We start from the raw sequence: 23,616 nt of genomic DNA on the forward strand, positions 1-23,616 counted from the left end.
ATTGCTTCCGTTTCCGTTCATGATCGTCTTATGCAAGGTATAGTTTCGTTCGTTCAAGTCTGCTTCCCACGCGCCAAATCCTCCGTAGATTTCGACACTGTCATAATTGATCACGTACGATTTTCCTTTGGGAGGCGTGTAGTTCCCTTTGGCCACCCAGATACAGTCGCCCTGCGAAGCCTTGTCAAGTGCTTCTTCAATGGTGGGAAAAGCATTCTGCCAGCTCGTTCCGTCACGACGTCCGCCGTTGACATTCTGGTCGACAAAGTATCCGATGTTCTTCTCGTGCAGCATCAAGTCCATGACGAGGGTCGTGTCGCAAGTCACTTCATTGATGCCTGAACCGGCTGTAGCCGAGAGATGAAGCGTGACCTTTTTCGGCCCGGTCGAGTTCCAGACTACTTTTGGACTTGCAGCAACCGATGTAGACGGGTTTCCGCCTTCAAAGGTCCACTTATACTTTAGCATGCTCGCTATTGAAGGATTGGCTGTGATGCCGAACTGTTGCGGCACGCTCATTTTGGCCGGTTTGTTCGGTTGGCGTTTAATCGACGCGGAGAAAGCCAGGTCAATGATCCAGCAGGTATCGGTCAACTTTTGAAACTCCTGATCCATTTCCAGAATATACATACCCGGTGTGCGTGCTTTTAGTGCACTCATGTCAGCCCCTTCCTTAATGGATTTGTCCGGTAGTGTCCATTTATAATTGGCTGCATACCCTCCCATTAGGGTAACAGGCCTGGCACTAGCTGCACAACGATAGATCGTATCCGGGTCGAATTTCCAATCGCCGAATGCCGACAAATATCCAAAGGTGGCATAATATTGCGTTAAACTTCCGGAGAAATAACCCAATGAGAATACGGATTCAGAGTTGAAAATTGTAACTACCTGATCATCTGCAGCTACTGGGAGAGTAGCCCGCATATAACTCCATCCGGCAATGCCGGGTATTTTCCCCATTTGCTCGGCAGTGGCACCCGTTCCGGGAATACCGGCCAGCGTCATCAGGTTATAAGTTGTTCCACCGTATTCGATTTCGAAATATTTCTCACAAGTATCCCGATAAGCCAGAAAGATAGCGTTTTTTTCATTGGCAAGTGGCGCCGGATACTGATAAAAAGATAATTTGTTGGCCGCTACGCTGTAGATACTCGGGAGTACGGCGCCTCCGGGATGGTAGCTTTGAGAGGTCGTCTGTAAACAATAAGCTCGTTTGTTCGTTTTGATGCTGACCGCATAAGGAGGCTTATGCAGTTCGCCCATGTTGAAGACAGCTGCTTTGCCGGCTTGTAATCCTGTACCGATCTGTTGCTGACTTCCGTCCGGAAGATTGACGAACACATCCGTACCGTCTTCGGTAGCCATAATGTATACGCGATCTTTCGAGTATTTTCCCCTATTAGGATGGAGCGTGGAATCGGAGTAAGCTTTGACAATCGGATAAAGTGTGCCGGTCTTGTCAACCGGGATAATTTGATCGGCGATCATATCGTGGTTTGTTACCTCTTCGGTCGAAGATACAGCAATCGGTTTGTCCGATACGATTTTTGTTCCTCCCAGCGTATTGAATGTGCCCGGTGTACCATGTCCTTTCTCCAAGTATTTAATCACATCGCCTTTACGTGCCAAGGTTACCGTATGAGTTCCTGCCGGAATATCAGCCATTGGAGTGCCGGTACCTATATCGTATTTCTTGACACAGTCTCGTGTCAAAGTAACTGTAACCGTTGTATTGTCTTCTGTAGCAACAATGTCGATCTGATCGAAAGCGTGCGGATAGTCATTCCCTGTCCCCGGGTCTCCATTGATATAAAAACCATCAGTCGTTTGCGGGACGAAAAACTCTGTACCCAATGCGGATTTTCCTTTTAACGCAAAGATATCCTTCGTATACAAAGCATCAAAGACATAATAGACAATAAGTTTCTCGGTCGATTTGATATGAATCCCTCCCGGTACTACGTTTCCGGCATTGATCATCATATTTTCTACATTCGCTGTAGAAAAAGGCCGATCAATAATACGGCGTTTACCTTCGCCGGGTCCGATAAGGAAAGTTTCCGTAAGCCCGGACCTATAGTAGGTAATCGTAACCTTTGCCGAATTAACTTTCGAGGTATTTGTAAACACAAACCCTCCATTGTCCTGCGTTGAGAGACCCGATTGCGGTGCGACAAACCAGAATTCGGTATCTTGTGCTCTAAGGCCGGTTAAAGCGTATAAGCACATAAACAGAATTAGAAGTTTTTTTTTCATAGAACTTTTTTTATTACACGATTTTTTTTTAAAGTATGTTGAATAGATATTGTTTCTGTTGATTGCCTGCAAAATTAATCGTTTTGATAGAATAACACTATCATTTACACTTATATTAACACAACTCAAACACTTTAATCTGGTAAATAATATTGCAAACAACTTCATTAAACTCTGTGTATAAGCCATATTAAACCCTTTAAGAGCACTTCTTTACCTCTATCTATAAACAAACGGGATTGCCATAATTATAAACATTTAACCTTTTTCAATCCTTTGACTGGTTATAAACAACCGGTTCATCGGACGCACTGTCATGTTCGAAGCTGATCCAACTCGGATTCTCACTTTCGTGTCCGGACTTTGCGGGCCGCAGCCTTTTCTTTTTGTGCTGCCTTGCGTGCCGCTTCTTTTTCTTTCTGCCGCTGACGGTTCGCCTTTTCCTTTTCTTTCCGCTCTTTTTCTTTTTGTTTCAGGCGTTCCTTGGCTTCTTTTGTTTTCTGACGACGAAGGGCCTCGCGTTCTTTCAGAAGCTGCTTTTTCTGCTTGGCCGCCTCTTTCCGTCTCTCTTCGAGTGTCTTTTCTTTCGCTTCCTGTTCAAGACGTTCTTTCGCTTCGGCTTGCGCACGACGCTTCTGCAAATATTCGAGCGTGATTTCTTTCGGTTTCACAAGAACGGAGTCTTGCGACGTTACAGTCGTGTCCGGAGAAACAGTCTGTTCTTCTTCCGCTACAGTCTGCTCCTCGCCTTCGGGAATGTTTTTTTCTTCGTGTTCGGTTTCTTCCGTCTCTTCCTTGACAGGCTCCTGTCCTTTTTCGATGGATGTCTCTCCCGTTTCCTGTACTGTTTCTTCTTGCGAAAGAGGAGCTTCTTCCGAAATTTCCTCCTTGGTTTCCTTTTGAGGAGACTTCTCTTCTTCGGTAATTTCGGAGCTCTCGGTAGAAATATTGGCTGCCTGTTCCACAGCAATGTCTTCACGTGATGTCTCCTCCTCATCGGCCGCCACCTGCATCCGCCAGCGGACCACGAGTTCAGGAGCCTGCGCTCCGTATTTCTCAGCAAAGAACGTCATGTATTCTTCAAGAGTCTTGCCGTGCAGCAGCGTCTCGTAGTTCTCGTCGGAGAAGGGGAAGAACAACACGGCACGATCGATGGCTGAGGCATATCCGTCGGGTGCATAGATCATCGCGTAATACTCAAGCGTCTCTTCCAGATTATTGAATCCGCTTACGATCAGCATACTGAACGATCCGGCCTCTTCCATGCTCAGATCAAAGCTTTTGACCTCGAAATGGGCAAAATTGTACGCCGCTACGGCGTAGAGCAACTGGTTGCGGTCTACGGCTCCGGTCGGATAGAGCAAGACCATGCGGTGCGGCGACTGCGGGTTATCGACGAACTGCCGCGCCGAGTCGGCCGCCGAAAGCTGACCGTATTCGTCAAGTCCGAAGCGCAGGTTCCACTTCATGCCCGTCATATTGCCTTGTACCAGTTTGCGACCGCGCAGAATACCTTTGAGCATCTCGTTGGCCAGCTCTGTCACATCGGCCGACGGATATTTCTCAACCAGCTTCTGCAAAGCGTTTTTGAAACCGGCGGCATCGCCGGACTGCACGTAAGTAAGTGCTTCGACAAACATAAATTTAGGCATCAGCGTGGCCAGCGGATATGTCTTGCTGAAATGACGGTAGCTGCGTCGTACAAACGACGTGTCGTTCGCCAAGTAGCGGTTATACGTCGTTTCGTAGAGTGAATCTTGTACCCTGTCCATCATACGGATATTGTATTCGTAGTTCGGGTCGGCTACGGCTTTGGCATAATCGCTTTCGGGAAATATCTGTATCAGTTTGTTCTTGTATTCCGTCTCTAACGGCTTGTCTTTATACCGAAGTCCCATCAGATACGACTGGAAATAATAATCCATCCGGTACTTGTTTTCCGGAAAACGACGCTCCAGCTCCCTGAATGTCTCGACCGAGAGTTGTTTGTTTTCCAGTTTGTCCTTGTAGATCATGCCCATGTTGAACAGTCCGTCGGCAATGATGATGTTCGAGGCTTCCACGTCTTCTTCGGAGAAAGGAATCTGTTGCAGATAATATTCGCGCGATTTCGGGTCGGACGAAAGTGAATCCATCACCAGTTGCATCGAATCGACAGGCGCCTCAATCGGGTTGCCTTCTTCATCGAACTGCATCCGATTCTCTTCGTCTACGTGCTGATTTTCGAGCGGAGAGGCCATGCTCATCGCCTTGTCGCGGCGACGCCAGTCGTCCTGATTGACGCGTTTGCCCCATTTGTTCTGGAACTGTGTCTTACCCTGCGCAACGGTCTGATCGTTGTAGAAGTAGAACGAGCTTCCTCCCGAATTGACGGAGAGCGACTGAAGATTGGCTTGCATGTTCGGACGTTGACCGAAACCGCTGCCTCTTCCTTCCTGCTCGGCGAGATAGCGTTCCCGTTCCGCGTCTTCAGCTTCCTTCTTTTCTTTTTCTTTTACTTCTTCGATGATTTTGTCGATCACCGCCAACCGTTCCGATTCCGGCAGTTTGGCCAGCGCTTGTAAACTGTCTTGCAGATGCACGGCTTCGACATGCACCACCAATTCGTCGAGCGCAGCCGACAGTTGTGCTACACGATCGTAATCCTTATATTCTTTTCGGATGCCGCTTAAAGCTCCGCTGAAACATGGTTGCGCTTTTACGTACTCCTTTTGAGCGAAATAGATATCGCCCAATTTGATCTGACAAATCGCGAGATCGAGCCCTCCCTGCGTACTCTTTTCGATACCGAGAGTGTAATTGGTGATCGCGTTGGCCGTATCGCCGCGGCTCATATACACATTCCCGATAGCGGTATAGACCTGATCGAGAAAATCTTTATTCTTGTCGCTTTTGGTCATGCGATGCAGCATCTTCAGCACTTGCGGATAGCGGCTGGGCGGAAGGACTTCAGCCTGCCGGATACGCGCTGCGAATTCCATCTCGTACGGAGGATTGGAAGAGGCCACTTTGCCGAAAGTCTGATAGGCTGCTTCGTTCTGTCCGAGTTCCGTCTGTAACTGTCCCAACAGGTAACGCATGCGGGTGCGTTGGCGACGATTCTTTTCATGACCGATCACTTTCTGCAACTCCGGAACCGCTTCTTCAAACCGTCCGCTCTTCACCAGATAGTCGGCATATACGCGATCATATTCTTTTTGGTTCTGTGCGGGGAATCCGTTTTCTTTCAAGCGTGCCAGTGCCGTTTCCGTTTCATAGAGCCATCCCAATTCCGCATAGCAGCGCGCCTGCCAGATCCGTGCTGCAGCGACCATCTCCCTGTCAGTCGCATAGTGGCGTGCGATGTACGAGAATGTAGCCGAGGCCTGCAAGAAGTCGGCATTGTAGAACTGCCCCTGCGCGATAAGCATCCAGCAGTGTTTCAGGAAGGGATTGTATTCTTCTTTGTTTTGCAACGCCACCTGCTTCGGGTCGTTACGCCACCCTTCCTTACGTGTCGGCTTTTTTCGGATAGAATGTTGTTTGATCGCCTTATTTCCTTTCTCGATCGCGCGGTCGAACGGGCCACCGGTCTCGTTTTTGTCTTTCGGTTTGGCACTGACAGGATACATAAAAATACGTTCGGTATAACTCTCTTTGTAGTTGTTGTGCATATCGGCCAACTGCTCATCGAACGAAGTCTTACCGTTGAAATACGTGTTGTATCGGGCGGTAAAAGCATGCCACCGACGACTGGCCGCCGTATTCTTCTTCGTACTGCACGCTCCGAGCAAGAGCAGTGCGGTCCCCACCCATAAAAAAATATCGTACTGTCTTCTCACGTTTTCTGTCGCTGTCTATCCTATCTATAGAATAACTGATTTCTTTTCGGTTTATTGTTCTATCAGGCACAAACCTGTAAAAAATACGGGAGTCGTTCTGTCATGTCCCCATATTCTATGTCAACTTTTTCCAAAACAAGACACCATTAGCACCTAACCACTATCAAACAATCTTTTTATATACCTTTGCGGAATGAAATCGAAGATGCACGCTTTCCCTTTTAAAGTACAGAAGATTTCGTTGAATGCCGGTTTTACGTGCCCCAATCGCGATGGGAGCAAGGGAACGGGTGGTTGTACGTACTGCAATAACCGGACGTTTAATCCTGATTATTGTCGTGCGGAGAAGAGCATTACCGAGCAGATGAACGAAGGGATGCGTTTCTTTTCCCGCAAATATCCGGAAATGAAATATCTGGCTTATTTTCAGGCGTACACGAATACATACGGCGAGATGGACGAATTGCGACGCAAGTACGAAGAAGCCTTGGCCTGTCCGGACGTCGTGGGGTTAGTGATCGGCACACGCCCGGATTGCATGCCGGACGAGTTGCTCGATTATCTGGCCGATCTTGCGCGGGAGACGTACGTGATGATCGAGTACGGCTTGGAAAGTACGCTCGACCGTACGCTGCAGCGGATCAATCGCGGGCATACGCATGCCGAGTCGGAAGATGCGATCCGTCGCACTCATGCGCGAGGCCTTCCCGTAGGCGTACACTTGATTCTCGGTCTTCCCGGCGAGAGCCGCGACGAGATGCTCCGTCATGCCGACGTGCTTTCGGCTTTACCCATTACTTCGCTTAAACTGCATCAGTTACAGATTATCCGTCATACGGCGATGGGACGTGAGTACGAGGCATATCCCGGGCGATTTCATTTGTTTACGGTAGACGAATACATTGATTTGGTCGTTGCGTTTCGGCAACGTTTGCGTTCCGACATTGTTATCGAACGATACGTATCTCAGGCGCCCAAGGAGTGGCTGCTTGCTCCTGACTGGGGGCTGAAAAATTATCAGTTTGAAGCAAAGCTCCGAAAACGCATGAACGGATGAAAGCGGCGCCGTATTGTATGTTGTAAATTTGTTAATGTCGTATACTTTTCTTAACGTGCTCCGAGCGGCATTAACTTACATACGGACGCAAGAAAATTTATATACGGACGTAAGTTTACGCGCATCCGTATGTAAATAAAATTGCTTCCTTATGCAGGCTAAATGGGGTGAAATATAAATGGTTTTTAACAAAAAGAAAGTCGAGCAAACACTCTTCCCGGGGTGCTCGCAACTGCTATTCGGCTTCGGATTTTTTTAGCGGACTTGTTTAGGAATATCGGAATTTTTATCTAAGTTTGCCCGAAGAAAAAAAACAACAAGTAATGGTGAAGAAAACAGGAATAGTCTTTTTGCTTTCGCTACTCGCGGCAGGGGGCGTCAGCGCGCAGCAGCGGGTGGAACTGCGAGGGATTACGGACGGAAAGTTCAGCCAGTCAACGGCCGACGGCGGGCTGCGTACAATGGCCGACGGAGTACATTATACGGCTATGAATAAGGAGCGGACGATGATTGTCAAATACGACTATCGCACGGGTAAACCGGTCGATACGCTCTTTCATACCCAAACGGCGCGTGAATGTACGTTCGATGATTTTCAGGGCTACCAAGTGAGCCCGACCGGACACCGTATCCTGATCTGGCGCGAGACGGAGCCGATCTATCGTCGCTCGTTCAAGGCGCAGACTTACGCCTACGATGTGCGTCGCAATATGGTGAAACCGCTGAACGATTCGGGAGCCAAAGTGATGATTCCGACCTTCTCGCCCGACGGACGGATGTGTGCTTACGTGGTCGATAACAATATATGGGTGAAAAAATTCGATTACGATACGGAAGTGCAGGTCACGAAAGACGGCGTGCCGAACAAGGTCATCAACGGTGCTACGGACTGGGTCTATGAAGAAGAATTCAGCGTGACGAATCTGATGAGCTGGTCGTCCGACAGCCAATATCTGGCATACGTGCGTTCCGACGAGTCGGAGGTGCCGGAATACGCCATGCATATCTATGGTGACGGCTATTATCCGGGCACGTATAACTATAAATACCCGAAGGCCGGCGAAAAGAATTCCCGCATCACGCTTCATTCCTACAGCATTGAGACGAAAGATATCAAAACGATTCCGGTACCGGTCGATGCCGACGGCTACATCCCGCGCATCGCTTTTACTGCCGACCCCGACCAGTTGGCCGTGATGACGCTCAATCGTCATCAGAACATCTTCAGCATGTATTATGCGAATCCGAAGAGCAGTATCTGCAAACAGATCCTCAAGGAAGAAAGCGATACGTATATCGATTCCAACTGGCTCAATGAGCTGAAGTTTACGAACAACGGCTTCTTGTATGTGAGCGAGAAAGACGGTTATGCGCATATTTATCAGTATGCGGCAACGGGTGTAGAACAGCGTCAGGTGACGAAGGGTAACTGGGATGTGACGCGGTTGATCGGTATCGACGAAGCCACAAACACGGTCTATTACGAGTCGGCCGAAGAAAGTCCGTTGCGCCGGGCGGTGTACAAGGTGGATGCCAAAGGTGTGAAAACTCGCCTGACGAAGCAGGAAGGAACGAACAGCGCATCGTTCAGTGCCAACTTCGCCTATTATGTGAACCGATACTCCAGTGCTCGCACGCCGACCGTCATCACCGTGAACGAAACGAAGACGGGCAAGACGTTGCGGACGCTCGAAGATAATGCGTCGTTGAAGGAAACGCTGCAAGCCACGGCTTATTCGCCGAAGGAGTTTATCACCGTACAGACCGCGTCGGGCTATGAGCTGAACGCGTGGATCGTGAAGCCTGCCGGCTTTGACCCGTCGAAGAAGTATCCGGTCATGATGTTTCAATACAGCGGCCCCAATTCGCAATCGGTATTAGACCGCTACGAGTTCGGATGGGAGCAGTATCTGGCGGCAAACGGCGTGATCTGCGTCTGTGTCGACGGACGAGGCACCGGAGCGCGTGGTGAGACATTCCGCAAATGTACTTACCTCAAGCTCGGCGAGCTGGAGTCGAGAGATCAGGTCGAGGCCGCGCAGGCGCTGGCCAAGCTGCCCTATGTGGACGGCAGCCGGATGGCCATCTGGGGCTGGAGCTTTGGCGGATACAATACGCTGATGGCGCTGAGCACCGGCAACGGCACCTTCAAAGCCGGTATCGCCGTTGCGCCGCCTACCGACTGGCGCTACTACGATACGGTTTATACCGAACGATTCATGCGTACACCGAAAGAAAATGCGAACGGTTACAATACTACATCGCCCATCTTGCTGGCCAAAGATTTGCAGGGCAAGCTGCTGCTGATCCACGGCACGGCCGACGATAACGTACACTTCAAGCAGACGATGGACTATGCCGAGGCACTCGTGCAGGCCGGCAAACAGTTCGACATGCATATCTACCGAGATCGCGATCACGGCATCTACGGCGGCAATACGCGCTACCATCTATACACGAAGATGACGAACTTTGTGCTGGAAAATCTGTAATGAGCACTTACCTTCGGAAGCCCGACTGGCTGAAAATACGTTTGCAGGGAAACGAACAGTTTCGCCGAACGAAAGAAATCGTCGAGTCGCATTGTCTCCATACGATCTGTACGAGCGGCAAATGTCCCAATCAGGGCGAGTGCTGGAGTCGCGGCACGGCTACTTTTATGATCGGCGGCGATATCTGTACGCGCTCGTGCCGTTTCTGCAATACCTTGACGGGTAAGCCCCGGCCGCTCAACCCGGACGAACCGGCACAGGTGGCCGAGAGCATTCGCCTGATGAAGTTGCGGCATGCCGTCGTCACGTCGGTCGACCGGGACGATCTGCCCGATCTCGGAGCACAGCACTGGGTGCAGACCATCCGGCGTATCAAAGAAATCAATCCGCGGACGACACTCGAAGTGCTGATCCCCGACTTTCAGGGGCGGACGGAGCTCGTCGATCAGGTGATCGATGCGTCGCCCGAAGTCATCTCGCATAATCTCGAAACGGTGCGCCGCCTCACGCCTCAAGTACGCAGCGCGGCACGTTACGAAGTAAGCCTGTCGGTATTGAAACGCATTGCCGAGCGGGGACTGTGTGCCAAGACGGGCATCATGGTCGGGCTGGGCGAGACGGTAGCCGAGGTAGAGGAACTGATGGACGACGCCTGCGCCGTGGGCGTATCGGCACTGACGATCGGGCAGTACCTGCAACCTTCGCGCAAGAACTTGCCGGTGACGGAATACGTCACTCCCGCGCAATTCGAAGCTTATCGTGAAATGGCCCTCTCAAAAGGTTTTCGCTCGGTCGAGAGTGCGCCGTTAGTGCGTTCGTCGTACCATGCCGAGCGCGTGCTTGAAGAATGAACGTTCCTATTCGCAACAAAGCCCCCCTATACATTGTTATATATACAGCATGGAACAAATTACCCGCATAAAGAACAGCATGGATATCCGTAACGGTCTGAATAATCAGGCCGTCGGGTTGTTGCCGTTGCTGTTGCTCATGTTTCTGAACAATTTCTACACATACATCGTCTCGTTCGTTATCGCAGGGGTGTTCTGTGTGGTCAGCTGTTTTACGTTTTGGGGACTGTTTCGCGGCAGGAAGTATCAGTTTATGCTTTTACCTACAGCCATTACGCTGGTGCTCTATTCGCTCTTCCTCTTCTTGCGCCTCGAACCGGTCTTGTATCTGCATTCGCCGCTCATTACCGAATGGCTATTGGTTGCCGTCTTGTCGGTGATCGGCTTTTTGAAGCGCCCGATCGTCGGTTGGGTACGTAAATCGAATCGTCCGGCCTTGAAGCGCGCTCCGTTGCGAACGGCTTTGAACGAGTTCTTTTTTGTGGCGCATATCGCTCAGAACGTCTATACGCTGCATCTGTTTATCCTTCTGTTCTATATGATTCTCCCCGAAAGTTACCAGCATATCTGGGTTGAACGGCTGCTTTACCGTGAGGCAGCCTTGTTTATCGGCTTGGGGATTATCGCCTACGAGCAGATTCGCGTTTCGATGATGAAGCAGGGGCTGGCGGAAGAGAAATGGTTGCCCGTGCTTGATAAGAAAGGCAAAGTGATCGGACGGATTGCTTATTCGGTCAGCCTCACCTCGCAGGCGCGGCATTATTGTCATCCGGTGGTGCGCATTGCCGTGGTATATGACGGGATGCTCTACCTCGTCAAACGCAGTTCTGTTCAGCCAGTCTCGCCCGAAGCGCTCGATCATCCGTTTTACGGGTACGTGCTTTTCAAGCAGACATTCGATCAGACCGTCCGCGAGCTGCTGGGGAGTTCGTTAGCCAAGAGCGAAGCCAAGCCGCATTTCCTCGTTCGCTATCCGTTCGAGAATGAACGGGTGACACAGCTCGTATCGTTGTACGTGCTGACCTTGCATTCCGAAGAAGCTTTCGTGAACTATGTAAAAACGGCCGAAGGGAAGTTATGGACACCCCGTCAGATCGAAGAGAACCTGCAACAGGGACTTTTCAGCGAATACTTCGAGAAGGAGTATGCCTATTTGCAACATACCGTATTGCTGGCCGAACAATATACGGCCAAGCGCGAGCAGCCGGTCGAGGTATCGACCGAGACGGAGCCGGTTACCGTTTCGCCAACTCGATAATCTCCATATCGCGGATGTCTGCCCCGTCGATGACGAAGCGCATCAACGTGCGCACCGTATGAAAGCCGCTTTTTCCGGCCGCTCCGGGGTTCAGGCATAGACAATTCAAACGTTTGTCGAACATTACTTTGAGGATATGGGAATGTCCACAGACGAACAGTTGTGGCTTCGTCTCGTACAGCTCGGCGCGTATGGCCGGCTCGTAACGTCCCGGGTAGCCGCCGATATGGGTCATCATGACGGACACGTCCTCGATCGTGAAGTGAAGCGTCTTCGGGTACATCTGTCGCACGGGGTAGCCGTCGATGTTGCCGCAGACAGCGCGCAGCGGGCGTATCGCCGAGAGTTGCAACGCCACATCGGCCGAACCGATATCGCCCGCGTGCCAAATCTCGTCGCACGAAGCGAAGTAGGTTGCGTATTTCTCATCCCACCATCCGTGGGTATCCGAAAGTAATCCGATCGTTTGCATTAAGAGGAAAAAGATATAAGTTACTCACAAGCAATTTCTACTTCGTCGATATAAAGTGTGCTGCCGGGAGCGCCGCTGAACGTCGCTCCTGCGATGCTCGACGTAAAGACGACCGCCAGATTGTAGACGCCGTTGCGCAGCTTCGCCGCATCGATGGTTTTGCCTTCGCGCGTGATGAACGGGAGCCTGAAATGTGTCCACTCGTCCGTCTCTTTCTGATCTTCGACGACGGCGGCGCAGACAACGTTCGGATGCGTCAGGATATTCGTACCGTCGAGGGTTTTGAGTGTCTCGTCCGTCTCATACAGCACGGCATAGAAATGACAGCGGTCGGTGATTGCCGTTTGTGTGGGTTGGCCATTCTGATAATACGTTGTCCCTGCCTTGTATTTGTAATAGCCCGAAAAATAAAGCGGCCGACGGTAGAACGGCAATCCGAAGCGCGTTGCTTTGAGCGGGCTGCTGAGCGCACTCAGGAGATCGAATGTACCGATAAACAGGTTTCCTGCGGCAATCGGCATGCCGGCAAGCGCGCCGAAGCTGCCGGTGCTGCGTGTCGTCAGGCGCGCGCATCGACCTGTATATCCATCGGCTGACTGGGTGGTGGGATAGTCGTCGGGGATTTGCGCGTTGCCTGTCATGGCAAACCCGAGGTTTCCGCTGGCCCACTCCATCGAGACACGTCCGTTTTGCTTCTCGGCAAAAATGTAGAAGCGGCCGCTCTTTTCGGCCACCGTATCTTCGAAATGATACTTTGTCGGCAGTTCATCGACCACGAACGAGACGGTGTACGTTTTTTTCCACTGCCCGTCTTGCGATGTGACGGTGTATGTCTGAGGCGTAGAGAAGTCGCGGGTTGTACCTCCGGCAGGTTCGATGGTGGCACCGTCGGACAGCGTGAACGAAAGCGTTTGCCGGGTCAGGTCCGCATTGGCTTCTACGAAGAGCGTGATTTTATCGTTTTCGATGATCGGTTCACGCTTGAGAAGAGACGTCTCGGCAAGGGTGCATGTCAGGATGTCGGCTTCCGCGTTCGGCAGCTCGTCGCGCAGACAGCCGGTCGATAAGAGCAGAAGTATCAGTAGGAAAAAGAATTGTTTCATCTTGTTTTATCGAGGAATAAGCGAGGACAAAAGTAGAAGAAATCTTTTCCAAATCCAAGTGGTTGAACGAAAAAACATCGTCTCTTCGCAGATATCCGGAATGCTTCCAGCAGTGCTCGGGAATCTCCCGTTGTGCCGAGAAGTCTTCGAGCAATGTTTTAGAATCTCTCGTTGTGCTGAGAGGTCTTCAAGCAATGCTTGGGAATCTCTCGTTATGCCGAGAAGTCTTCGAGCAATGTTTTAGAATCTTTCGTTGTGCCGAGAAGTCTTCGAGCAATGCTCGGGAATCTCCCGTTATGCCGAGAGGTCTTCGAGCAGTGCTTGGGAATCTTCCGTTGTGCCGGGAGTTTTTCAAACAAAACGACACCGGAAGCGTCCCCCCCCCCGGTGCCGTTTGATGATTGGGCTTTAACTTATTTCAGTTTCGCCAGTGCTTCGGTGATGCGACGCATCGCCTCGGTCAGGTTCTCGTCCGAGGTGGCGTATGAGAGGCGGATGCATTCGGGGGCACCGAATGAGTCGCCACCTACCGTAGCCACATGGGCTACTTCGAGCAGATACATCGCCAGATCGGCCGCGTTCTTTACGGTTCGTTCGCCGGCGCTTTTGCCGAAGTAGCTGCTCACATCGGGGAAAATATAAAAAGCTCCTTCAGGCACGGAGAGCTGAACGCCCGGAATCTCACGGCAGAGGCGGCAGATCAGATCGCGTCGGCGCATAAAGGCCTGTCGCATCTCCTCCACGCAACGCTGATCGCCGGCAAAAGCTTCTTTGGCGGCTTTCTGCGCGATGGAGCTGGCACCCGACGTATATTGTCCCTGCAATTTGTTCGTCGCCTTGGCAATCCACAGCGGCGCGGCGATGAATCCGATGCGCCAACCGGTCATGGCGTACGCTTTCGATACGCCGTTGATGATTACGACCCGATCCTTTATCTCCGGAAACTGCGCGATACTCGCATGTTTCCCTACATAATTAATATGTTCGTAGATTTCGTCAGACAGTACGATGATGTTCGGATGTTTGACTAACACTTCTACGAGCGACTGAAGTTCTTCGCGGCTGTACACACTGCCGGTCGGGTTCGACGGCGAACAGAGCATCAATGCCCGCGTGCGAGGCGTGATCGCCGCTTCGAGTTGTGCCGCTGTGATTTTGAAATCCTGATCGATACCGGCCGGAATGATCACATTCGTGCCTTCGGCGAGTTTCACCATCTCCACATAGCTCACCCAGTAGGGAGCGGGCACGATCACCTCATCGCCCGGATTGATGATACTTAGCAGCGTATTGCAGACCGACTGTTTGGCTCCGTTCGATACGATGATCTGATCGACCGTGTAATCGAGACCGTTCTCGTTTTTCAGTTTGTCGACAATCGCTTTCCGCAAATCCATGTAACCGGGCACCGGCGAATAGAACGAGAAATTCTCGTCGATGGCTTTCTTGGCCGCCGCCTTGATATGATCGGGCGTAAAGAAATCCGGTTCGCCCACGCTCAGGTTAATGATGTCTACCCCCTGCGCTTTCAGTTCGCTACTTTTTTGCGACATGGCCAGCGTCGCCGATGTCGAAAGGCTGGCCAAACGTGCTGATACTTGTTCCATATATCTGTATGTTTTTCAATAGAATGATTCTGCTATTTAATGTTCTGCAATTGATGTCCCATACGCTCTTTCTTGGTACGCATGTAAAACTCGTTATGCTCGTTGGGCGGCACCTCGATCGGGATGTTTTCGACTACTTCCAGCCCGTATGCTTCCAACCCGACACGTTTGACGGGGTTGTTCGTCATCAGGCGCATCTTCGTCACGCCGATCTGACGCAATATCTGCGCTCCCACACCATAGTCGCGCTCGTCGGCCTGATGGCAGAGCTTCAAGTTGGCCTCGACCGTGTCCAGACCTTCTTCTTGCAGCTTATATGCGTGAATCTTGTCCATCAGCCCGATACCGCGCCCTTCCTGATTCAGGTAGAGCACCACTCCTTTACCTTCCTGCTCAATGAGGCGCATGGCCTTGTGCAGTTGCTCGCCGCAATCGCATCGCATCGAGCTGAAGATATCGCCTGTCATGCACGACGAGTGTACGCGCACGAGTACCGGCTCGTCCGGTTTCAGTTCGCCTTTGACCAGCACCACATGTTCCGCCCCGTTGCTTTTTTGGCGGAAAGGAATGATGCGGAAACGTCCGTGCTCGGTCGGAAGATCGGCTTCGACCCCCTTCTCTACGAGCGACTCCGTTCGGAGGCGGTAGGCAATCAGGTCGCGTATGGTGATGATTTTGATGCCGAATTTTTTCGAGACTTTGATTAGTTCCGGCATACGCGCCATCGTCCCGTCTTCGTTCAGGATTTCGATCAGTGCCCCGGCCGGATAGAGCCCGGCCAGCCGTGCCATATCGACCGTGGCCTCGGTATGTCCCGCGCGGCGCAAGACTCCTCTTGAGCGTGCGCGTAACGGATTCACATGTCCCGGGCGTCCCAAGTCGGACGGCTTCGTAGCCGGGTCGGCAAGCGCCAGAATCGTTTGCGCCCGATCATGGATCGAGACGCCCGTCGTGCATCCTCCTCCCAGCTTGTCTACCGTAACGGTAAACGGCGTTTCGAGCATGGACGTATTATGAATCACCTGCATGTTCAGCTCCAATTCTTCGCACCGTTCTTCCGTAATCGGTGCGCAAAGTACGCCCCGGCCGTTAGCCAGCATAAAATTGACCTTCTCCGGAGTGATTTTCTCTGCGGCGATAATGAAATCCCCTTCGTTCTCCCGATCTTCGTCATCGACGACGATCAGAAACTTCCCTTCGCGGAAATCTTCAATTGCTTCTTCAATCGTGTTCAATCGGTTCATATAGTTTATTTTTTTAGAATATTCAAAAGTTCATTACTCACATGAGCAATGGTTCGTATGTCGTGCAACAGCAGTTTGCGACGATAAGTGGCCAGCAGATAGATCGGCAGACCGATGGGAAAAAGCCAGCCCAATATTTTCCCTACCGTCGGGCTTATCCGGAAATGAATCAGATGGTATCCGTTCAGGATCGGGTAATCCATCAGTTTATTCAGCACCAGATGGCGGTCGGAGTTAGTTCCTTCGGCAACCAGTTCTTCCAACTGCACGGAGATCCGTTCGGCTTCCGGGTCTTTGCCCCCCTGCTCCCAGAAACGAAAATACGACATCCATCGTTTGGAACGTTTCAGATATGCTTCGCATTGCTCTTTCAGGTCCTTGATTTGTGCTTCCCACTGCGTATAGTCGACATGGAACATGATCACTTCTTTCCTTTCGATCTTACGTGTCGCGCGTTTGCCGATCAGTTTCTTCAGTCCTTCGATATACGTGTCGGCATTGAGGATAACCGAGTCGTTCGAGGCTTTGTAAGTCAGGAAAACACCGAGTGGAAGCAGCACGGCCGAGCTTAACCACATACCTTGCCATGGTTGCCACATGCCGTTGCTCGCCATCTTCAGGCCGATGTTATTGATAACATAGTAAAAAATGAACAGAAAGACGGAAATCACGACCGGCATGCCCAGTCCGCCCTTGCGGATGATGGCGCCGAGCGGTGCACCGATAAAAAAGAAGATCAGGCAGGCAAACGAAAGCGTGAACTTTTGGTGCATTTCGGTATGATGACGACGCATCTCCCTCTCATCGCTGGATAATACCGCAGCCTTGAAATCGTAGTCGGCCTTCGTCGTTTCCAGCGCATTTCTGGCTTGGCGAAGGATGGAAGCCTGTCTGCCTGTCGATAATTCCCGGTAGAGACGGTCGAAGTCCGGGATTTCTTCCGCAGATACAGAGCCCTGTTCTGCCGCCGTGTCTTCTTCCGGCCTTACTCCTTCCAGCTCTCTTCGGTATGATTGCCGGTAGATAGCTGTTGCATTCAGTTGCTTGATGCTATCCAGATGAAGCGTCATCGAATCGATCGAAGATTGTAGATCGGCCAGGTTTTTCCCGATATACCGGTCTTGCAGGACCGACTCGTCGGCACGGTGAAAATCCGAATCGAAGCGGATCAGCATCTCCCGTGTCTTGAACGATTCCTTCATATACGGTACCGTTTCACTGCTTCCTATACCGTCTTTGTTGAAGTTCTTAAACATCTTGCCCTCGAACAGAAGAAGTACCAGAAACTGCTTGTCGGCCGAAATTTTCATCCGTCCCGAATCGGCCACAATTACCTGAGCATTGTTAAAACCTTCGGAGTAATCATAGATCATCAGATGGTTGAGTCGTCCGTCTTTGTCTTTCTTTTTGACATAAAGGTTGTAACCTTCGATCTGATTGGAGAATGTGCTCTCCGGGATCTGTAGTTCGGGCGATTTGGCTCTGATGGAACCCAGGAGCGTCCACATTTTAACCTGCGAGAGGGGGATGATGTTGTTCTGGAAAAAGAATGCACCCACGGCAACGAACGATAAGAGAATGATAAACGGGAGCATGATGCGAGGCAAAGAAATCCCGGCCGACTTCATGGCCAGCAGTTCGAGCTGTTCTCCCAAGTTCCCGAACGTCATCAGCGAAGCCAACAAAATTGCCAAAGGTAATGCGAGGGGTACAAGGGATAGGGCGGCATAGAAAAACATCTCGGCAAGAACATTGATTTCAAGCCCTTTGCCGACCATTTCGTCTACGTATTTCCAAAGAAACTGCATCAGGACAATAAACATGCAAATGCCGAAAGTCATCAAGAATATCGGCATGAATGTTTTCAATAAAAAGAGATACAGTCGTTTAATCCCCATGATGTCCTTTTAAATCAACCACAAAAGTAGTGTAAAAAGAGACAATACATCACATCAAGATGTGAAACAACATTAAATCCCCAAGGTTCGTTTAAGCACTTCCACCTGCGAATCCCACAGATCGATGGCGTCCATCTTCTCGTCGGGTTCCGCAAAATCCGTAATCTCAAGCGCGGTAGAGCCGGTAAGCTCGATGGTGTGGATGATGAATTCGAAGTACGCGTTTTCATCTTCTTCTTCCACCCAGCGATAACGAACGCTGACTTCGGGTTTGATATCGATGATCTCGGCTTGTTCCTGCATCTTTTTCCATGTGAATGTGCAGATGTTTCCCCTGATATCTACGGTGTCGGCAAACCAGGAGGACAATCCGAGGGCTGTTGTTACATGGTTCCACAGGCTGCGATTCGAAACTTTGTCGAAAATATACTCGATATGAAATTTTTCCTTCTTCATCCTGTTTTTCTGTTTTGTGATGATGGCGCGCAAGATACAAAAAAGGATGAGACTTTACAAGAAAGATGGTATAAAAAAACAAACATCCTGTTTATTTCGCTGATTTAAAAATATTTGAATGCTTTTCAAAAAAGTAAAAGAATAAATTGTCGTTTTTTTTCTTGGTGAAAAGGCTGATTTATTGTATATTTGCGGCCGATTAAGACGAAGAGGAGGCGGGGACGAGTAGTCCCCTTCTTTCTATTATAGAGATGATTGAAACGAAGATAGTGGCCGATTTGGCCGAGGCTTATTTGGCGGATTCGGAGTGTTATTTGGTCGATGTAACCGTTGCTCCGGACAATTTCATCGTGGTGGAAATAGACCATGATCAGGCTGTCGGTATTGACGATTGTGTGGCTTTAAGTCGCCATATCGAAGCAGGACTGGACCGGGATGTCGAAGATTATGAGTTGGAAGTAACTTCGGCCGGACTGACGTCGCCTTTTAAAGTGCTTCGTCAGTATCTGAAAAATATAGGGAATGAAGTCGAAGTGCTGTTGAAGAGTGGTGAGAAACTCTCCGGACAGTTAAAGTCGGCCGATGATACAGGACTTGTCGTGACGGTAGGTCGGCAGGTGAAACCGGAGGGTGCCAAACGTAAAGTGACGGTTTGGACAGACGAGGCTTATCCCTATGACAAGATAAAGTATACGAGAAATATAATCAGATTCAAATAGGAAATTTTATGGCGAGAAGACAAGAAACAGTCAGTATGATTGATACATTGCAGGAATTCAAAGAATTAAAGAGTATAGATAAAGACACGATGATCAACGTGCTGGAAGAATCATTCCGCAATGTGATCGCCAAGATGTTCGGGACGGATGAGAACTACGACGTGATCATCAATCCGGAAAAAGGTGATTTTGAGATCTGGCGAAACCGTATGGTCGTGGAGGACGGCCATGTGGAAGACCCGAATCTGGAAGTCGCATTAAGTGAAGCACAAAAGATCGATGCCGACTGTGAAGTGGGCGAAGAAGTGACGGACGAAGTGCATTTTGCGGACTTCGGACGTCGTGCCATTTTGAATTTACGCCAGACGCTTGCTTCGAAGATTCTGGAGCTCCAAAAAGATAATTTATATGCCAAATACAGAGACTTGATCGGCTCGATCGTAACAGCCGACGTTTATCAGGTCTGGAAGAAAGAAGTCTTGCTGTTAGACGATGACGGTAACGAGTTACTCTTACCTAAAGCTGAGCAGATTCCGAGCGATTTTTATCGTAAAGGCGAATCGGTACGTGCCATTGTGCAGCGGGTAGATAATGATAATAACAATACGAAGATTTATCTCTCGCGAACCGATAAGGTCTTTTTGCAACGTTTGTTCGAGCTTGAAGTGCCTGAAATCAACGATGGCCTGATCACCATTAAAGCCATTGCGCGTATTCCGGGGGAGCGAGCCAAAATCGCCGTTGAATCGTATGACGATCGGATAGACCCTGTCGGGGCGTGTGTCGGAATGAAAGGCTCACGTATCCGCGGAATCGTGCGGGAGCTTCGAAACGAGAATATCGATGTAATCAACTATACGAGTAATACATCGTTGTTTATTCAGCGTGCGCTGAGTCCGGCCAAGATATCGTCGATCCGGGTGGATGAGGAAGAACATAAGGCGGAAGTCTTCTTGCGCCCCGAAGAAGTCTCTTTGGCTATCGGTAAAAACGGGCTGAATATCAAGTTGGCCAGTATGCTGACGGATTATACGATCGACGTGTTCCGCGATATCGATGCCGCCGACGAGGAAGATATTTATCTGGATGAGTTTGCGGACGAGATCGATATGTGGGTGATCGATGCGTTGAAGAATATCGGCTGCAACACAGCTAAGGCCGTACTTGCCCTTTCGCGCGAAGAGATTATGGAGCGTGCCGATCTGGAGGAACAAACGGTCGATGACGTATTGAGCATTCTCTCTTCCGAATTTGAAGATGAAGAAGTATCCGATCCCGATTTTGAACCTGCCGAAGAAGAGGATTCGATGGACTCGGAAATAGACGTACCGGAGCCTGTGTCAACAGAGCAGGACACGGAAAATGAAGAACAAGAAGAAGAGAAGGAATAACATACGAGACCTATACAAGAAGAAATATATATGCCTGTTAAATTAAACAAAGTACTCAAAGACTTAAATGTCGGTCTTCAGACGGTCGTCGATTTTCTGCACGCCAAAGGACATGAAATCGACAGCAATCCCAATGTTCGGATTCAGGATGATCAATATGCGTTGCTGGTCAAAGAATTCGGAAAAAATCTGTCGGAGGCCGAACGTCGCCGTCTGCTTGAGAAAGCCGCTCCGAAAGCACCGGTTGTAAAGGAATCTCCCCAAAAGCAAAAAGAGAAAGAAGAAGAAAAGGCGAAAAAAGAACCGGAGGTGATGAAAACGGAAATTCCGGATGAGATCAAGCCCAAGTTCGTAACGAAAGGCAAGATTGATCTTTCGGGAATCGGTGAGCCGAAGAAAGAGAGTACCAAGCGGACGAAGAAAGAGGAGAAAGAAGAGAAAGAAGAGGTCATGCCTACTGTTGCTCCGGTAGAAGAAGTGAAGAAGGTCGAAGAAGTACAGCAACCGGAGCCGGTACAAGCCCCGGAGCCTGAAGTCGTACCGATCTCCGCACCGTCTGTCGAAGTGCAAGAGGTGCAGACGCCGGAGCCTCATTCCGCAGAAGAGCCGGCCGAAAGCAAAGAGGAAGAGCCGGCAGTAACGACTCAAACCGAAGAAAAAACGGTCGAGGCGCTACCGAAGGAGCCGGAGAGCGAACCGGCCCCCAAGCAGGAAGAGGAAATTTTCCGCTTAGGACAGCCGAAATTGGAATCGACCATTAAAGTAACAGGCAAAATAGATTTGGCGTCGATCAACCAGTCGATGCGTCCTAAGAAGAAGAGCAAAGAAGAGCGCAGAAAAGAACGCGAAGAGAAACGTAAACAGCAGACACCGGCGGATCATAAGCCGAAGCCTGCAACCGGCGCTGTGGGTACGGCCAATACAGCATCGACAACGGGCGAGAGCGGAAAAAAGAAACGTAAACGGATCAAGAAGGATAAAATCGATATCAACGCGACGGTGGGTACCAATACTCGCCGCGATGATCACGGGCGCGGTCATGATCACGGAGGGAAACGACTGAAGAAGCCGGTTCGTGCCGAGATCAGTGAGGAAGATGTACAGAAGCAGGTGAAAGAAACGTTGGCTCGTCTCACAAGTAAAGGAGGAAAGAACAAAGGCGCCAAATATCGTCGTGAGAAGCGCGATGCCGTAGCACACCGTGAACAGGAATTGCAGCTTGAAGAAGCAAAGGAAAGCAAGGTATTGAAGCTGACCGAGTTTGTGACGGCTAACGATTTGGCAAACATGATGGATATCTCTGTCTCGGAGGTGATCTCTACCTGTATGAGCATCGGCATGATGGTGTCGATCAATCAGCGTCTCGATGCCGAGACGATCAACATCGTAGCGGAAGAGTTCGGATTCAAGACGGAATATGTAAGTGCCGAAGTATCCGAAGCGATTAAAGAAGAAGAGGATAATCCGGAAGATTGGGAGCCGCGTCCGCCGATTGTGACGGTGATGGGACACGTGGATCACGGAAAAACATCCTTGCTCGACAATATTCGGAATGCCAATGTGATTGCCGGTGAAGCGGGCGGAATTACACAGCATATCGGTGCGTACAATGTGAAGTTGTCCGATGGACGCCATATCACCTTCTTGGATACTCCCGGTCACGAAGCGTTTACGGCCATGCGTGCTCGCGGTGCCAAGGTGACGGATATTGCGATTATTATTGTGGCGGCCGACGACAGCGTCATGCCTCAAACGGTCGAGGCCATCAACCATGCATCGGCTGCGGGAGTACCGATCGTTTTCGCCATTAACAAGATCGATAAGCCCGGAGCGAATCCGGACAAAATCAAAGAAGAGCTTTCGCAGATGAACTATCTGGTAGAAGACTGGGGCGGAAAGTATCAAAGTCAGGAAATTTCCGCCAAAAAAGGCATTGGCGTGCAAGACCTGCTGGAAAAGGTCTTGCTCGAAGCAGACTTGCTCGAACTGAAAGCCAATCCCAAGAAGCGTGCAACGGCTTCGGTCATCGAGTCGTCGCTCGATAAGGGACGAGGCTATGTGGCTACGGTGCTGGTGAGCAACGGTACGTTGCGACAAGGGGATATCGTATTGGCCGGTACGCACTACGGGCGTCTCAAGGCGATGTTTAACGAACGGAATCAGCGTGTTGAAAGCGCGGGGCCGTCGGAACCGGTATTGATTCTCGGATTAGATGGAGCACCACAGGCCGGCGATACCCTGAATGTCCTTGAAACGGAGCAGGAGGCACGTGAGATTGCCAGTCGTCGCGAACAATTGCAGCGTGAATTGGGACTGCGTACCCAGAAACGTTTCGGACTCGAAGAGCTGGGACGTCGTCGTGCCCTCGGAGACTTCCACGAGCTCAACCTCATTGTCAAGGGCGATGTCGACGGTTCGGTCGAAGCCTTGTCCGACTCTTTGATCAACCTTTCGACGGAAGAAATTCAGGTGAATGTCATTCATAAAGCGGTCGGTCAAATTTCCGAATCGGATGTCGAATTATCCGTATCGTCAGATGCCATCATTATCGGTTTTCAGGTTCGTCCGGCAGCGTCGGCACGTAAACTGGCCGACAAAGAAGGTGTGGAAATCCGCTTGTACTCGATTATCTACGATGCGATCGAAGAAGTGAAATCGGCGATGGAAGGTATGCTTTCGCCGGAGATTAAGGAAGAAATCTGTGGGAATGTGGAAGTACAGCAGGTGTTCAAGATTTCGAAAGTCGGTACGGTGGCCGGCTGTATCGTGAAAGAGGGCAAGATCAAACGCACGAACAAAGTACGTGTAATTCGTGACGGTATTGTCATTCATACGGGAGAGCTCAGTTCGTTGAAACGTTTCAAAGACGAGGTGAAGGAAGTGGTAACCGGACAGGAATGCGGTATCTTTGTCAATAATTACAACGATGTACAGGTGGGTGATATGATTGAGCCGTTCGATGAGATTGAGATAAAGAAAACATTATAA

The 23,616-nt window shown here is 50.3% G+C and carries 15 protein-coding genes; 7 read left to right on the plus strand and 8 right to left on the minus strand.

Annotation, left to right across the window (positions count from 1 at the left end; translation table 11 throughout):
* A partial coding sequence (locus EII41_RS06540) for an IgGFc-binding protein (RefSeq protein ID WP_260425506.1) occupies positions 1–1,986 on the minus strand: 1,986 nt, incomplete at its 3' end.
* Positions 1,987–2,603: 617 nt separating this feature from the next.
* Positions 2,604–6,080 carry a tetratricopeptide repeat protein gene (locus EII41_RS06545; protein ID WP_124789928.1) on the minus strand — a complete coding sequence of 1,159 codons (3,477 nt, stop codon included), beginning with the start codon at positions 6,078–6,080 and terminating at the stop codon, positions 2,604–2,606.
* A gap of 193 nt (positions 6,081–6,273) precedes the next feature.
* Here EII41_RS06545 and EII41_RS06550 point away from each other — a divergent pair, with 193 nt between their 5' ends.
* The 4 genes from EII41_RS06550 (at position 6,274) to EII41_RS06565 (ending at position 11,738) form a co-directional block, all read left to right on the plus strand.
* Complete coding sequence (locus EII41_RS06550; protein ID WP_124789929.1) at positions 6,274–7,137, plus strand: TIGR01212 family radical SAM protein; 864 nt, start codon at positions 6,274–6,276, stop codon at positions 7,135–7,137.
* 323 nt (positions 7,138–7,460) lie between these two features.
* Positions 7,461–9,629, plus strand: a complete 2,169-nt coding sequence (locus EII41_RS06555; protein ID WP_411292586.1) for a S9 family peptidase — start codon at positions 7,461–7,463, stop codon at positions 9,627–9,629.
* Entirely contained in the window at positions 9,629–10,480 is an 852-nt protein-coding gene (lipA, locus tag EII41_RS06560; RefSeq protein WP_124789930.1) for a lipoyl synthase, read from the plus strand. The genes EII41_RS06555 and lipA overlap by 1 nt, the downstream gene beginning before the upstream one ends.
* Positions 10,481–10,529: 49 nt before the next feature.
* Positions 10,530–11,738: a hypothetical protein gene (locus EII41_RS06565; RefSeq protein WP_124789931.1), complete on the plus strand. Its 1,209-nt coding sequence runs from the start codon at positions 10,530–10,532 to the stop codon at positions 11,736–11,738.
* On the opposite strand, the gene EII41_RS06570 is transcribed toward EII41_RS06565, so the two are convergent.
* The 6 genes from EII41_RS06570 to EII41_RS06595 all read right to left on the minus strand — a co-directional run bounded on the left by EII41_RS06570 (position 11,716) and on the right by EII41_RS06595 (position 18,518).
* Entirely contained in the window at positions 11,716–12,210 is a 495-nt protein-coding gene (locus tag EII41_RS06570) for a metallophosphoesterase family protein (RefSeq protein ID WP_124789932.1), read from the minus strand. The two genes, EII41_RS06565 and EII41_RS06570, sit on opposite strands and share 23 nt — an antisense overlap.
* A 20-nt stretch (positions 12,211–12,230) precedes the next feature.
* Positions 12,231–13,313 carry a PCMD domain-containing protein gene (locus EII41_RS06575; RefSeq protein ID WP_124789933.1) on the minus strand — a complete coding sequence of 361 codons (1,083 nt, stop codon included), beginning with the start codon at positions 13,311–13,313 and terminating at the stop codon, positions 12,231–12,233.
* 413 nt (positions 13,314–13,726) lie between these two features.
* Positions 13,727–14,920, minus strand: coding sequence for a pyridoxal phosphate-dependent aminotransferase (locus EII41_RS06580; RefSeq protein WP_124750801.1), 1,194 nt, complete (start codon positions 14,918–14,920; stop codon positions 13,727–13,729).
* Between the two features lie 32 nt (positions 14,921–14,952).
* Entirely contained in the window at positions 14,953–16,164 is a 1,212-nt protein-coding gene (locus tag EII41_RS06585; protein ID WP_124789934.1) for a bifunctional 3,4-dihydroxy-2-butanone-4-phosphate synthase/GTP cyclohydrolase II, read from the minus strand.
* A gap of 5 nt (positions 16,165–16,169) precedes the next feature.
* On the minus strand, positions 16,170–18,062 hold the full coding sequence (locus EII41_RS06590) for an LptF/LptG family permease (protein ID WP_124789935.1): 1,893 nt from the start codon (positions 18,060–18,062) through the stop codon (positions 16,170–16,172).
* A gap of 72 nt (positions 18,063–18,134) precedes the next feature.
* Positions 18,135–18,518, minus strand: coding sequence for an START-like domain-containing protein (locus EII41_RS06595; protein ID WP_124750798.1), 384 nt, complete (start codon positions 18,516–18,518; stop codon positions 18,135–18,137).
* A gap of 251 nt (positions 18,519–18,769) precedes the next feature.
* Between EII41_RS06595 and rimP the strand changes: the two genes are divergently transcribed.
* The 3 genes from rimP to infB are packed head-to-tail and all read left to right on the plus strand — an operon-like array spanning position 18,770 to position 23,616.
* Positions 18,770–19,237 (plus strand): ribosome assembly cofactor RimP, encoded by a 468-nt coding sequence (rimP, locus tag EII41_RS06600; RefSeq protein ID WP_124789936.1) that lies wholly within the window; start codon positions 18,770–18,772, stop codon positions 19,235–19,237.
* An 8-nt stretch (positions 19,238–19,245) separates the two neighbouring features.
* Positions 19,246–20,628, plus strand: a complete 1,383-nt coding sequence (gene nusA / locus EII41_RS06605; RefSeq protein ID WP_124789937.1) for a transcription termination factor NusA — start codon at positions 19,246–19,248, stop codon at positions 20,626–20,628.
* Positions 20,629–20,658: 30 nt separating this feature from the next.
* Positions 20,659–23,616, plus strand: a complete 2,958-nt coding sequence (gene infB / locus EII41_RS06610; RefSeq protein WP_124789938.1) for a translation initiation factor IF-2 — start codon at positions 20,659–20,661, stop codon at positions 23,614–23,616.

Source organism: Tannerella forsythia (assembly GCF_003860135.1).
GTDB lineage: Bacteria > Bacteroidota > Bacteroidia > Bacteroidales > Tannerellaceae > Tannerella > Tannerella forsythia_A.